Annotated in this window: 13 protein-coding genes; 8 read left to right on the forward strand and 5 right to left on the reverse strand. The window is 65.8% G+C overall.

Annotation, left to right across the window (positions count from 1 at the left end; all coding sequences use genetic code 11):
• Positions 1-19 precede the first annotated feature (19 nt).
• Together AC3ANW_RS10875 and AC3ANW_RS10880 are read right to left on the reverse strand one after the other, a co-directional pair.
• Entirely contained in the window at positions 20-934 is a 915-nt protein-coding gene (locus tag AC3ANW_RS10875) for a LysR family transcriptional regulator (protein WP_488345184.1), read from the reverse strand.
• A gap of 7 nt (positions 935-941) precedes the next feature.
• Entirely contained in the window at positions 942-1,670 is a 729-nt protein-coding gene (locus tag AC3ANW_RS10880) for a YebC/PmpR family DNA-binding transcriptional regulator (protein ID WP_488345185.1), read from the reverse strand.
• A gap of 105 nt (positions 1,671-1,775) precedes the next feature.
• Between AC3ANW_RS10880 and AC3ANW_RS10885 the strand changes: the two genes are divergently transcribed.
• The 5 genes from AC3ANW_RS10885 (at position 1,776) to AC3ANW_RS10905 (ending at position 8,883) form a co-directional block, all read left to right on the forward strand.
• Complete coding sequence (locus AC3ANW_RS10885) at positions 1,776-2,735, forward strand: ketopantoate reductase family protein (protein WP_488345186.1); 960 nt, start codon at positions 1,776-1,778, stop codon at positions 2,733-2,735.
• Positions 2,736-2,864: 129 nt separating this feature from the next.
• On the forward strand, positions 2,865-4,979 hold the full coding sequence (locus AC3ANW_RS10890) for a putative bifunctional diguanylate cyclase/phosphodiesterase (RefSeq protein ID WP_488345405.1): 2,115 nt from the start codon (positions 2,865-2,867) through the stop codon (positions 4,977-4,979).
• A 109-nt stretch (positions 4,980-5,088) separates the two neighbouring features.
• Positions 5,089-5,778, forward strand: coding sequence for a sugar dehydrogenase complex small subunit (locus AC3ANW_RS10895; RefSeq protein ID WP_488345187.1), 690 nt, complete (start codon positions 5,089-5,091; stop codon positions 5,776-5,778).
• Between the two features lie 29 nt (positions 5,779-5,807).
• Positions 5,808-7,460, forward strand: a complete 1,653-nt coding sequence (locus AC3ANW_RS10900; RefSeq protein ID WP_488345188.1) for a GMC family oxidoreductase — start codon at positions 5,808-5,810, stop codon at positions 7,458-7,460.
• Between the two features lies 1 nt (position 7,461).
• Positions 7,462-8,883, forward strand: coding sequence for a c-type cytochrome (locus tag AC3ANW_RS10905; protein ID WP_488345189.1), 1,422 nt, complete (start codon positions 7,462-7,464; stop codon positions 8,881-8,883).
• 200 nt (positions 8,884-9,083) lie between these two features.
• On the opposite strand, the gene AC3ANW_RS10910 is transcribed toward AC3ANW_RS10905, so the two are convergent.
• A complete protein-coding gene (locus AC3ANW_RS10910) occupies positions 9,084-10,481 on the reverse strand; it encodes a CoA transferase (protein ID WP_488345190.1) in 1,398 nt (465 codons plus the stop codon).
• A 71-nt stretch (positions 10,482-10,552) separates the two neighbouring features.
• Between AC3ANW_RS10910 and AC3ANW_RS10915 the strand changes: the two genes are divergently transcribed.
• Together AC3ANW_RS10915 and AC3ANW_RS10920 are read left to right on the forward strand one after the other, a co-directional pair.
• Positions 10,553-11,533 carry a DnaJ C-terminal domain-containing protein gene (locus AC3ANW_RS10915; protein WP_488345191.1) on the forward strand — a complete coding sequence of 327 codons (981 nt, stop codon included), beginning with the start codon at positions 10,553-10,555 and terminating at the stop codon, positions 11,531-11,533.
• Positions 11,534-11,535: 2 nt separating this feature from the next.
• Positions 11,536-11,868, forward strand: a complete 333-nt coding sequence (locus AC3ANW_RS10920) for a chaperone modulator CbpM (RefSeq protein ID WP_488345192.1) — start codon at positions 11,536-11,538, stop codon at positions 11,866-11,868.
• Here AC3ANW_RS10920 and AC3ANW_RS10925 read toward each other — a convergent pair whose 3' ends face one another.
• Both AC3ANW_RS10925 and AC3ANW_RS10930 read right to left on the reverse strand, forming a co-directional pair.
• Positions 11,869-12,510 carry a CoA transferase subunit B gene (locus AC3ANW_RS10925; protein ID WP_488345193.1) on the reverse strand — a complete coding sequence of 214 codons (642 nt, stop codon included), beginning with the start codon at positions 12,508-12,510 and terminating at the stop codon, positions 11,869-11,871.
• Position 12,511: 1 nt separating this feature from the next.
• Positions 12,512-13,345: a CoA transferase subunit A gene (locus AC3ANW_RS10930; protein ID WP_488345194.1), complete on the reverse strand. Its 834-nt coding sequence runs from the start codon at positions 13,343-13,345 to the stop codon at positions 12,512-12,514.
• 98 nt (positions 13,346-13,443) lie between these two features.
• Here AC3ANW_RS10930 and AC3ANW_RS10935 point away from each other — a divergent pair, with 98 nt between their 5' ends.
• The gene (locus AC3ANW_RS10935; protein ID WP_488345195.1) at positions 13,444-13,998 is read left to right on the forward strand and encodes a helix-turn-helix transcriptional regulator; all 555 of its coding nucleotides are present in this window, start codon (positions 13,444-13,446) and stop codon (positions 13,996-13,998) included.
• Positions 13,999-14,029 lie beyond the last annotated feature (31 nt).

Here is a 14,029-nt window from a genome sequence, read left to right on the forward strand (position 1 = left end):
GCGAAACCGGTGGGTGGCGCTAGGGTGTCATCACGGCCACGGTCGCCAAAGCTGCGCGCGACATCGCTGCATCGGCCTGGTGGCAGAGCATCAGCTGGCGCTGCGGCCAGTCGCCTTCGATACGGATGCGGGCGAACACCTTGCCGCCGGCAATCGAGCGGGCCACCATCTGCGGCATCACACCCACACCTACGCCCTCTCGCACCATGGCCGCCATGCTGTCGAAACTGCTCACCCGGATGCGCATGCGCAGCGGCCGCCGGGCCTGCGCGGCCAGCCGGGTCAGCGTGGTGGAGATGGCCGAGCCTTCGGTCAGGCCGATCACGTCGAAATCGATGAAGTCCTGCAGCGTCACCGATTGCAGCGACGCCAGCGCATGGTCGGCGCGCACCACCAGCACCAGCCGGTCCTGGTGATAGGGCTGCGTCGGCAGGCCGGCCGCACCGACCGTGCTTTCGAACACGCCGATGTCGGCGACACCCCGGTCGACCGCCTGCAGCACACCCTGGCTGTTGAGTTCCTGCAGATCGATCTTGATGCCGGGATGCAGCGCCTGACAGCGCTGGATGTCCTGCGGCAGGAACTGCAGCACGGCCGATGTGCAGGCCGCGATGCGGACGACCCCCATGTCGCCCTGGCGGAAGGCCTGGGCGTCATCCTGCATGCGGGCCACCGCGTGCGCCATGCTGCGGGCATGGGCCAACAGGGCCCGGCCGGCGTCGGTCAAGGCCATGCCGTGCGGCAGGCGCTGGAAAAGCGGCACGCCGAACTGCTGCTCCAGCTCCTTCAGGCGGCGCGAGGCTGCCGCCGGCGCGAGGGCGATGCGCTCGGCCGCGCGGGTGACGCTGCCGGTCTCGGCGGTCTCGATGAAAAGACGCACCGTGACCAGGTCGAAATGCACGGCCTGCAACGCAGACGGTGCCAGCGGTTTCACGCCAGGCTCAGCCAGCCAGGCCGACGTACATCTGCTGCACGTCGTCGTTGGCGTCGATGGCGGCCAGGAAGGCTTCGACTTCTTCCAGCGCTTCGGCGCTGAGCGACGCCGGGTCGACCGGGTTCTTGGGTTTGTAGCCGAGCTTCATCGACAGCACGGTGAAACCGAAGTTGGGCAGGGCGCGGGCGACCAGGTCGAGGTCGGTCGGGTCGGTCAGGAACAGGGTGACGGGTTTGGCGTCGCCCTCTTCCACTTCACGCGTCTCGAAGTCCTGTGCGCCGGCTTCGATGGCGGCCACTTCGGCGTCGGCGTCGGCGGCGGCGGGTTCGGCCTCGATCATGCCCAGGTGGTCGAAGTCCCAGGCCACCGAACCGGAGGTGCCCAGCTGGCCCTTGCGGAACAGCACCCGCATTTCAGGGGCCGTGCGATTGACGTTGTCGGTCAGGCATTCGACCATCACCGCCACCCGATGCGGTGCATAGCCTTCGTACATCACGTGTTCGAAGTTGACGGATTCACCGGTCAGCCCGGCGCCCTTCTTGATGGCGCGCTCCAGCGTGTCCTTTGGCATGGACACCTTGCGGGCCTGTTCCAGCACCAGGCGCAGCTTGGAGTTGGCGGCCGGATCGGCGCCGCCGCGTGCCGCCACCATGATTTCCTTGGCCAGTTTGCCGAACAGCTGGCCCTTGGCGTTGGCTGCCAGTTCCTTGCCCTTTGCTTTCCACTGCGCGCCCATGTCGGATGTTCCTTCGTCGTTTTGTTGAATCTGAGGCGGGATTCTCATGCATTGCAAAGGCCGCTTCGTCTTTTAGGATGCCGTGCAACCAGGAGACATGTTCCGATGCCATCCCCATCCTCCCTCGCCCGCCCACTCAGGATCGCCGTGATGGGCGCCGGTGCCGTCGGCTGCTACTACGGCGGAATGCTGGCCCGCGCCGGTCATTCGGTCACGCTCATTGGCCGGCCCGACCATATGGCCGCCATCCGGCAGCACGGTCTGCGGCTGGAGGCACAGGCGTTCGACGAATTCGTTGCACTGCAATCCAGCACCGATCCAGCGGCGGTGGCGGGCGCGCAGCTGGTGCTGTTCTGCGTCAAATCGACCGACACGGCTTCGGCCGCGGCGTCCATGGCGCCGCACCTGGCGGCCGACGCCCTGGTGCTGACGCTGCAGAACGGCGTGGACAACGACATGCGCCTGCGCGAACTGCTGCCGCAGGAGGTTCTGGCCGCCGTGGTGTACGTGGCCACCGCGATGGACGGGCCGGGCCATGTGCGACACCACGGGCGCGGCGAACTGGTCATCGGGCCATCGCGCCGCAGCGTGCCGATGGCGCAGGCGCTGATCGGAGCAGGTGTACCGACCACGATTTCCGACAACGTGCGCGGCGCGCTGTGGGCCAAGCTCATCCTCAACTGCGCCTATAACGCGCTGTCGGCCATCACCCGCCTGCCTTATGGCGAACTGGTGAAGCAGCCCGGCATCACCGACACCATTTCGGGCCTGGTGGCGGAATGCCGGGCGGTGGCCGAAGCCGACGGCATCCTGGTGCCCGGCGACGTGGATGCCGCGGTGCGCGACATCGCCACCACCATGGCCGGCCAGTATTCGTCCACCGCGCAGGACCTGATGCGTGGCAAACGTAGCGAAATCGACCATCTCAACGGGTACGTGGTGGCACGCGGCGAGACGAACGGCGTCCTGACACCGCTCAATCGCACGCTGATGGCGCTGGTCAAGGCCATCGAAAACCGCACCATTACAGGGCAGTCCATAGCTAAACATAAGTCAAACAGTTAACGCATTCAGTTACACTGGTTCACCGTCAACCGTCGGTCGCGCCCACCCGACGCCGACTGTCCCCACCAGGGATCCAACGTGCCCTTCGCCACCCATTCCGCCGGTGCCATGCCCGTGCAATACGACGCGATGGGCCTGACCGCCTCTATCGTCATCGCCATCCTCGCGTCCTACGTGGCGCTAGATCTGGTGCGGCGCGTCAACGCCACCCGCGGTGGTGCCAAGGCCGGATGGTGGGCTGCGGGAGCCGGCGTACTGGGCACCGGCATCTGGGCCATGCACTTTCTGGGCATGCAGGCCTTCATCCTGCCGATACAGCTGGGCTACACCGGTTTCCTGACCGTCGTCTCCTGGCTGGCCGCAGTCACCGCCTCTGCGGTGGCCATGGGCGTGGCCGGCAAACTCGAATTCAGGCCGCGCAACATCATCCGCGGCTCGGTGGCGATGGCCGTCGGCATCTGCGGCATGCACTACATCGGCATGGCAGCGCTGGACATGCAGCCGGCCATCCAGTGGGACTTCCAGATCGTGGGGCTGTCGGTGGTCATCGCGCTGCTGGCATCGGCGGCGGCGCTGATCATCTTCCACAAGGTCCTGAAGGTCTCCCGTGAACGCCGGGTGCAGGCCCAGCTGGTGGCGGCCGTGGTGCTGGCCATCGGCATCTGCGGCATGCATTACACCGGCATGGCGGCGGCGAGCTTTCCGATGGATTCGTTCTGCTTCAGCGCCAACGAACTGGGCGGCGCCGGCCTGACGGTGGTGGTGCTGCTGGTGTCGGTCACCCTGCTGATCTGCGCGCTGCTGGTGTCCATCTTCGATGCGCGGCTGCAGAACACTTCCGAAACCCTGACCGCATCGCTGATGCGAGCCAACGAACAGCTGAAGAAGGCCAATGCCGAACTGCAGGAACGTGCCTTCACCGACCCGCTGACCCGCTTGCCGAACCGGCTGCTGTTCGAAGACCGGCTGGTGCATGCCCTGGCCAAGCTGGACCGCGCCAACCACGAACGCACCACCGCGCGGCTGGCCGTCCTGTTCATCGACCTGGACGGTTTCAAGCCGGTCAACGATTCATTCGGCCACGCGGCCGGCGACCACATCCTGAGCGAGGTGGCCGACCGCCTGCGCCAGCAGGCGCGCCAGGGCGATACGGTGGCCCGCGTGGGTGGCGACGAGTTCCTGATGCTGCTGGAAGACGTACCCGGCGTGGCAGCCTGCGGCCTGGTGGCGCGCAAGATCATCGCGCTGCTGTCGCAGTCCTTTGTCATCAACGACAAGAAGGTGAAGATCTCCTGCTCCGTCGGCATGGTGATGTACCCGGACGTCGGCCAGCGCGACAAACTCATCGCCAACGCCGATGCGGCCATGTATGCCGCCAAACGCGCAGGCGGCGGCAACTACTCGCTGTTCGAGGCGTCCATGGGCGCCGACGCCAACGTCCAGCTCGAGCTACTGAGCGACCTGCGACAGGCGCTGGACCGCGGCGAATTCACCCTGCAATACCAGCCCAAGATCAGCGGCGTCAGCAGCAAGATCCACGGTGTAGAGGCCCTGCTGCGCTGGACCCATCCGAAGCGCGGCAATGTCCCGCCGGACGAGTTCATCGGCATGGCCGAACGTTTCGGGCTGATCGGCCGCATCGGCGGCTGGGTGATAGACGAAGCCTGCCGGCAGATGGCGGCCTGGCGCGAGGACGGGCTGCGCATGCGTGTCGCCGTCAACCTGTCGGTGCACCAACTGCGGGAAAGCGACCTGGCCGAACGGGTGGCCGCATCGCTGGCACGCCACCGGGTCGATGCTTCGCAGCTGCTGTGCGAGATCACCGAATCGGTAGCCATGGAAGACATGCGCATCACCAAACGCACCTTCGAAAGCCTGGCGCAGATCGGTGTGTTCCTGGCTATCGACGATTTCGGCACTGGTTATTCGTCGCTCAGCTACCTGCGGCAGCTGCCGGCGCAGCAGTTGAAGATCGACCGCAGTTTCGTGAACGACCTGGAGTCCAGTTCCGACGCCCGCGCGGTGGTCGAGGCCGTCGTCGGCCTGGCGCACGCACTCGGCCTGCTGGTGGTGGCGGAAGGCGTGGAGACCGCCGGACAACGCGACATCCTGCTGCAGATGGGTTGCGATGAACTGCAGGGCTTCTACTTTGCCCGGCCCATGGGTGCGGCAACGCTGCTCGAATGGTCGCGCGGCGACAAACCCGACGACGCGGTGGATTTCGCACACTCGACCACCGCCTGAACGAACGGCCCGGCGGTTACGGGACAGGTACGAACCCGAGCGTGCCGGTGCGGATTGGTCCTCGGCGGATGATCTTCGGCTTGCCGACAAGCCAAAGAAGAGACCAACCATGGCAGACCATTTCCGCAGCCGCGACACCTTCGCGGACTACTCACAAGCCGCGGGCGACGACCGTGCAGGCATCAGCCGCCGGCAGTGGGCGATCGGCGCCGTCTCGATGGTGGTGCTGGGTGCCGGGCTGTTGCGCCTGACCGCGGTGCGCGCCGCCGGCGAAACGGCGCCGGTCACACCCGCAGCGCCGCCCGAGACCGCGGCGTTCCTGGCGTTTTCGAAAGCCATCACCGGGCATGCCGAACTGGATGCGACTACCGCCGGCCGCATGTGCACCGCCATGCTCGCGGCATCCACCGAGTTCGCCGGCCAACTCCAGCAACTGGCGGCGCTGGCTGAACAGAACCTCGAGCCCAAGGCCTTGCTGGCCCAGGCGGACCTTGCCGGGCTTCGCGGGACAGCGCTATCCGTCGTGGCCGCCTGGTACACCGGCACCGTCGGAACCGGTCCGGGAGCGACCATGTTCGCCTACGCGAAAGCGCTCATGTATCAGCCGGTGAGCGACGGCATGACGGTGCCGACCTATTGCAATTACGGCCCGGTCTGGTGGACGGCTGTGCCGCCGGCCGTGCGTGTTTCCGCACCGGTCGAACCCAAGCCGGTGGCCGACGCGCCGACCACCGGCACGCCCACGCCTACCTCGAACCCGCCAGCCGCACCGAAGACGACGCCGTCGGCCGCCCGCTGAACCTGCATAAATCCAGAAAGAACAACAACATGAAAACAGCTTCATTCGACGCATCCGGCGATGCAGCCGCCGATGTGGTGATCGTCGGTTCCGGTGTAGTCGGCGCGATGGTGGCCGACCAGCTTGCGGCCAAGGGCCATTCGGTGCTGATCCTCGAGGCCGGCCCGCGCATCGAGCGCGGCCAGGCCGTCGAGAACTGGCGCAATATGCCTTTCGAGAACCGCGTGGGCAGTGACTTCCAGGGCCTTTACCCGCAATCGCCGCTGGCTCCCGCGCCGCTTTATTTCCCGAAGAACAACTATGTAGGCCTGAGCGGCCCCAGCGGCAGCGGCTACCAGCAGGGTTACCTGCGGGTGGTGGGCGGCACCACCTGGCACTGGGCGGCTTCGTGCTGGCGCCACCTGCCGGTCGACCTGAAGATGAAGACCACCTACGGCGTCGGCCTGGACTGGCCGATCAGCTACGAAGACCTGGAGCCGTATTACTGCCGCGCCGAGGAGGAAATGGGCGTTGCGGGCCCCAACGATCCGGCCCAGCAAAGCCCGGTGGAGCGTAGCAAGCCTTATCCGATGGACATGATTCCGTGGGGTTATGCCGATCAACGCGTGGCCGAGATCGTCAACCCGCACGGCTACCGGTCGGTGCCCATCCCGCAGGGTCGCAACTCGGTTCCGTGGCAAGGCCGCCCGGCCTGCTGCGGCAACAACAACTGCCAGCCCATCTGCCCCATCGGCGCCATGTACAACGGCATTCAGCACGTGACCAAGGCCGAGGCGAAAGGGGTCAAGGTGCTGGCCGAATCGGTGGTCTACAGGATCGACACCGACGCCAACAACCGCATCACCGCAGTGCACTGGTACGACTCCGGAAAGAAATCGCACAAGGCCACGGCCAAGGCTTTCGTGCTGGCCTGCAACGGCGTGGAAACCCCGCGCCTGCTGCTGATCGCGGCCAACCAGCAGAACCCCCGCGGCATCGCCAACAGCTCCGACCAGGTGGGGCGGAACATGATGGATCACTCGGGTTTCCATTGCACCTTCCTTGCGAACGAACCCATCTGGACCGGCCGCGGCCCGGCGCAGAGCAGTTGCCTGGTGGGCCCGCGCGACGGCGAATTCCGCTCGGAATATTCCGCCAACAAGATGATCCTGAACAACATCAGCCGGGTGGCCCCTGCCACCACCCAGGCGCTGAAGCTCGGCCTGGTGGGCCAGGAACTGGACGACGAGATCCGTCGCCGCGCCGCCTATGGCGTGGACTTCTCCATCAGCCTCGAACCGCTCCCCGAAGCCGGCAACCGCCTGACCCTGAGCCCGGACCGCCGAGACCCGCTCGGCCTCCCCTGCCCCGACATCCACTACGACGTCGGCGACTACGTGCGCAAGGGCGCGGAGGCGGCACACAGGCAGCTGGAACACATCGGCAAGCTGTTCGGCGCTGTGGAGTTCAACATCACCACCTCGCTCAATGCCAACAACCACGTGATGGGCGGCAACATCATGGGCGCGGACCGCAAGACTTCGGTGGTCGACGGCAACTGCCGCACCCACGACCACGCCAACCTTTGGCTGCCGGGCGGCGGCGCCATGCCATCGGCCAGCGTCGTCAACAGCACGCTGTCGATGGTGGCACTGGGCCTGCGCGCGGCGGACGACATCGGCCGCACCCTGGCGAAGGCCTGAGATGAAAAAGGTCCTCAAGACTCTCGTCGCGGTCGTCGGTTTCATCCTGGCCGGGATTGTCCACGCGCAAACGGCAGCGGACGCCGACACCCTGGTCGCCAAGGGCCGCTACCTCGCCGTGGCCGGCGACTGCGCCGCCTGCCACACCGCCGCCACACCTGACGCAAAACCGTTCGCCGGCGGCTACAGCATCCAGTCGCCGCTGGGCATCATCTATGCAACCAACATCACGCCCAGCAAGACGGCAGGCATCGGCAATTACACCGAGGAACAATTCGCCAGCGCCCTGCGCCAGGGCGTCCGGGCCGACGGCAGCCACCTGTACCCGGCCATGCCCTACACGGCCTACACATTGCTCAGCGATGAGGACACCCACGCCCTCTACACCTACTTCATGAAGGGCGTGGCACCGGTCGACCAGGCGGCGAAGCAGACCGGACTGCCCTTCCCCTTCAACATCCGCGCATCGATGGCGGTATGGAACACGCTGTTCCTGAAGGACCAGCGTTTCGTACCCAACGCCGCGCTGAGCCAGGAGGTCAACCGCGGCGCCTATCTGGCCAACGGGCTGGCCCATTGCAGCACCTGCCACACCAGCCGCAACATGCTGATGGCCGAGGTCGAAGGCAAGTTCCTGGCCGGCAGTCCGCTCGGCCCCTGGATGGCGCCCAACATCACGCCGGACGCCAAGGCCGGCATCGGCGGATGGACCGACGCCGAACTGACCCAATACCTGCGGACCGGCCATACCGACCGGGCGCAGGCCGCAGGCCCCATGGCAGAGGCGGTGGAGAAAAGCTTCCAGCACATGGCACCGGAAGACATCGAGGCGATGGTCGCCTATCTGCGCACCGTGCCGGCCATCGCCGACCCGGCGCAGGCGCAGCCGGTGACCTCTTACGGCGTGGCGCAGGACAACGAACCGTTGCTGCGTGGCGCCTCTGGCCCCTACGAGCACCACAGCCTGCGCACCGGCGCCGCACTGTTCAGTGCTTACTGCGCAAGCTGCCACCAGGCCAACGGAGGCGGCAGCCAGAACGGGTCGTACCCGGCCCTGTTCCGCAATTCGGCCACCGGCCGCGCCGATCCGTCCAACCTGGTCGCAGCGATCCTGTATGGCGTCGAACGCACGGTGGACGGCCATCAGGTGCTGATGCCGCGTTTCGACCATGAGTCGCCGGTGCAGCCCTTGACCGACGAACAGGTCGCGTCGATCTCGAACCATGTGCTGACCCGGTATGGCAACCCCGACGCGCGCGTCACGCCTCAGGACGTCCTTCAGGCACGGCAGGGTGGACCCAAACCATTCCTGGCCAAGGTGCAGCCGATGCTGCTGCCGCTGATCGTGGCGGGGGTGGTGCTCGTGCTGCTGCTGCTGTCGCTGTTGCTGGTCGTACGCAACCGGCGCATCAAACGCAGATAACTTGATATCTCCTACAGCGAACGGGGTCTTGTACCGACAATCCAGCCGCGACGCCAAAGACATCCTCGGGGCTTCGAACCCACTGGAGGGCTAAGCCTTGAATACCATCATCTATGTCGTCGGTCTTGTTGTCGTCATCGCAGCCGTGCTGTCTTTCTTCGGCCTGCGCTGAATAAAGACAAGACGATTGCCGAAGCCATTCACCAGGCCGGTGGATGGCTTCCCGGCGGCGCCGACGGAAGGTCCCAGCCGGCAGGAGTGCCAGACAGCACAGCGGAATGCCTTACTGCCCGCAATGCCCCGAAACCTGAGTCGCTGCTTTCCAGATATTGGTCATAACCCGGTTGTTCGAGTGTCTTCGGCAAGCTTGCCGTGAAGCCTTCGGACACTTTTCCGAGCCCCCGCAGCCACTGGCCGGTCTGCGCCAGCGAAACTTCCACCAGCCAGCTCCCTCCCTCTGTCTGCTGTCGATATAGAGCGGCCGCCGCGCCCATGGCTATCAGGTAGCCGGTCGCTTCGTCGAGTATCTGCACGGGCATGGGCCTGGGCTTTTGTTCACCCGCCGCTTCGGCTTCCGCGTGGTTGAAACCCATCGCCGTCTGCACCAGGGAGTCGAAACCGCGCCGATCTGCCCATGGCCCCTTGGTACCGTATGCGCTCAGGCTCACACACACGATGCCGGGCCGCGATTCGGCCAGCGCCTCCGGCCCGAAACCACGACCGGCGATGCCGCCCGGCCGATAACCCTGGATGAACACATGCGCACCGCCCACCAGCCCACGCAAGGTGGCGCGTCCGGCATCCTCTTGCAAATCGATCAGTGCAGACCTTTTGCCCCGGCTGGTATCGGCAATGGCGCCGATGTTGGGCAAATGCGGTCCGTTGATCAACAGCACATCGGCGCCGTGGGCCGCGAGCGTTCGGCCGCCTACCGGCCCGGCCAGGATGCGGGTCAGTTCCAGCACACGGACGCCGGTCAGCGGGCGCTGGTCAGCGGATAGCGGCGGCAGATCCAGGGGTGGCGCGTCGCCGATCTTGCGCAAGGTGAACAAGGGCTGCTGCGCCAAGTCCTTTCCCTGCGGCGTGGCGTCCCATTCCTCGAAGCTGCGCAGGCGGGTCACGACCAGCCCGGCGGCCGCCGCGGCATCTTCGAAATCGGCGGCTTTCCACTGCGCCACGGCAGCTTCTGCGTCGACTCGTGCGGCAACCGCCGGATCAAGCCCCAGCAATCGCAACGCGCCCTCACGATGGTGGGCGAAGTTGGCGTGAATCCGCACCCAGCCGTCGGCCGCGCGATACAGCCCGGAGAAGCTGTCCCACAGGTCAGGCGCGATGCCATCCTGGCTGAACCAGCCCATGCATTCGATGGCCGCATGTCGCATGTCGACTGACACGGTCTGGGCCGGCTGACCACGCAGCCGCCCCAGCGCGCAGGCCGCCAGCGCGGCTGCGGCGATGGTCGACTGCGCGGCGGTGCCGACCGCGAACGACGATGGCAAGACAGGCTCATGCCCCGTCAGCTGCAGGCCGTCCGCGGCATCGGGCGGCAGGCCGGCATCGGCCAGCAATCGTCGGGTCACTTGAAACACATCGGTCATGGCACAAAACCTCACATGGCAGCTCGGAGCGGGTGCATATTCTCGTTCGATCAGCACAAGGAAAGACAGCAGTGGACTTCAAGGACTACTACCGCATCCTCGGCGTCGAACGCGGCGCCAGCGAAGAAGACATCCGCAAGGCCTATCGCAAGCTGGCACGCAAGTTCCATCCGGACGTCAGCAAGGAAGCCGACGCCGAGGCCCGCATGCGTGAGGTCAACGAGGCCAACGACGTGTTGCGCGACAAGGAAAAACGCGCCGCCTACGACGCACTCGCCGACCAGGTCGCGGCAGGCGGGGACACGGCACAAGGCACTGGCAGAGGCCGGGGGTTCAACCCGCCGCCGGGCTGGGACCGGGGCTACGAATTCCATCGCGGCCCCGACGAAGGACCCGCCGATCACGCCGAATTCAGCGATTTCTTCTCGTCCATCTTCGGTGCCGGCGAACAACGCGCCCGCACCCGCCAGGCCGGCCCGCTGCGCGGCGAGGACCACCATGCGGCCATCGAGGTCAGCCTGGAAGACGCCATGGCCGGCGCGGATCGCGAGATCAGCCTCCGTGCCATGGAAACCGGCAACGACGGCCAGCCTGCATTCCGCGACCGGACGCTTTCCATAAAAATCCCGCCCGGCATTCGGCCCGGCCAGTTCATCCGCTTGGCAAAACAGGGCCTGCCCGGACATGCCGGCGGCGAGCCCGGCGACCTGTTCCTGGAAGTGCGCATCGCGCCTCATCCACGTTACCGCATCGAGGGCCGCGACATCTACATGGACCTGCCCATCTCGCCGAGCGAAGCGGCCCTGGGCGCACAGGTCGAAGTGCCCACGCCGACCGGTGGCCGGGTCGAAGTGACCGTACCGGCCAATGCCCGTTCGGGCCTGAAGCTGCGTGTGAAAAACCGGGGATTCGGCGGCGACCCGCCCGGCCATTTCTACCTGCTGCTGCAGATCGTGCTGCCACCTGCCGACAACGAATCCGTGCGCGAGGCCTACCGTGCCCTGGCTCAGGCCACCGCCGCCTTCGATCCACGACGCCATCTCGGAGCATGAACATGTCCTATCAACTCACCGCGACCACCGTGGTCGGCTCTTCCGATCCGCTGACGGTCGAACAACTGGCGCGAGCGTGCGGCGCCCATGTCGACTGGGTCCGCCAGCTGGCCGAGGCCGGCATCCTGCAGGTTCCGCGAGACCGGCCGCCGACCGCCTGGCTGTTCCATGGCGAAGACTTGCGGCAGGCGCTGGAAACGCGCCGGCTGCAGCGGGACTTCGATGCCACCCTGGATGCCGCCGCCCTGATGCTTGACATGGGCCGCGAAATCCGCCGGCTGCGGGCCTTGCTGGCCGCACACGGCGTGTCCCACGCGGTACAGCCTTCCGATTGATCAGGCGATCAGCGGCGCGCCGGTCTTTTCCTGCAGCGCCTCGAAGGTGACGTCGGGTGCCAGCTCGACCACCTTCAGGCCGTCGGGCGTGACGTCGATCACCGCCAGGTCTGTGATGATCCGGTCGACCACACCGACGCCGGTCAGCGGCAGGTTGCATTCCTTGAGGATCTTCAGGTCGGTGGTGCCATCCTTCTTGCGTGCGACGTGTTCCATCAGCACGATGACCCGCTTGACGCCCGCCACCAGGTCCATTGCGCCGCCCATGCCCTTGACCATCTTGCCCGGGATCATCCAGTTGGCCAGGTCGCCTTTTTCGCTGACCTGCATGGCGCCCAGGATCGACAGGTTGATCTTGCCGCCTCGGATCATCGCGAAGCTTTCGTGGCTGCCGAAGATCGAAGAGCCGAGGATGGTGGTCACCGTCTGTTTGCCGGCGTTGATCAGGTCGGCATCCACCGTTTCTTCGGTCGGGAATGGGCCGATGCCCAGCATGCCGTTCTCGGACTGCAGCCAGACTTCCTTGTCGGCCGGCACGAAGTTGGCCACCAGCGTGGGAATGCCGATGCCGAGGTTGACGTAGAAACCGTCTTCCAGCTCTTGGGCCGCGCGCGCGGCCATTTGGTCCTGGGTCCAGGGCATGTCAGGCTTCCTTGTCGTTCTGGTTGACGGGGTTGGCCGGGTTGGCGGCGGCTGGAACATCCACCTGCGGCAGGCCGGCTGCGGCCTGCGCGATGACGGCCTGCGCCTCGACCTTGGCGGCGGCTGCATCGACCGGTGCGCTGGCGGTGAGGGTGCGTTTCTCGATGCGCTTTTCAGGCGTCGGGTTGACCACGATACGGTGCACGTAGATGCCCGGCAGGTGGATGTCGTCCGGCGCGATTTCGCCGGTCTCGACAATCCGTTCGACCTCGACGATGCAGACCTTGCCGGCCATGGCCGCGGCCGGGTTGAAGTTTCGCGCGGTCAGGCGGAAACGCAGGTTGCCAGACTTGTCGGCCACGTCGGCCTTGACCAGCGCGACGTCGGGCACCAGCGCTTCTTCCATCACATAGGTTTCGCCGCCGAAGTCGCGCAGTTCCTTGCCTTCTGCCACCAGGGTGCCGACACCGGTCTTGGTGAAGAAGGCCGGAATGCCGGCGCCTCCCGCCCGCAGCTTTTCGGCCAGCGTGCCCTGCGGCGTGAATTCCAGCTGAAGTTCGCCGGCCAGATACTGGCGTTCGAATTCCTTGTTCTCGCCCACGTAGCTGGAAATCATCTTCTTGATCTGCCGGGTTTCGAGCAGCTTGCCCAGGCCGAAACCGTCGACTCCGGCGTTGTTCGAAATGACGCTCAGGTCCTGTACCCCGGAATCACGCAATGCGTCGATCAGGGCCTCCGGAATGCCGCAAAGGCCGAAGCCGCCCACCGCCAGCAACTGGCCGTCCTGGACGACGCCCTTGAGGGCCGCCTCCGCCGAGGGATAAAGCTTGTTCACGAAATCTCCTGACTGGTTGGTGACTGAAAGATACTACGTAGCGATGTACGTAGTGTTTCCTAATGGAAGACCCTGATTCCCCACCCCAGGCCGTCGGCATGAACGTCGATTACCGGCAGGCCTTCGATCTCGCACCCGTGGGCCTGGTGTTGTCGCGCCACCGCACCATGCTGGACTGCAACCAGGCCTTGTGCGAGATGTTCGGTGCCCGACGCGAGCAATTGGTGGGCCAGTCCTTCCGCTTGTTGTATCCGAGCGCCGACGAATACGAACGCATCGGCGCGCGCATGCTGCCTTACCTGAACGCCAGCGGGCGTTATGCCGACCACCGGCTGATGCGGCGCTTCGACGGTCGGCTGAAAGGCGAGACTTTCTGGTGCCATGTCACCGGCCGCGCACTGAATCGGGATTCTCCGCACGAGGCCGGAATATGGACCTTCGAGGATCTCGGTGCCGAGCGGCCGTCGCGTGCCGACCTGACCGCACGAGAGCGCGAAGTGGCCGCTCAACTCCTGCACGGGTTGACTTCGAAGGAGATTGGCCGGGTGTTATCGATCAGTCATCGGACGGTGGAGATATACCGGGCGCGCCTGATGCGGAAGTTCTCTGCCGCGAGTACTGCCGACCTGGTCCAGCGCCTGATGGGTAATTAATAAGATATTGCCGGACAGGTAATCGATAGCT

The sequence above is a fragment of the Xylophilus sp. PBN-3R genome (genome assembly GCF_057747805.1).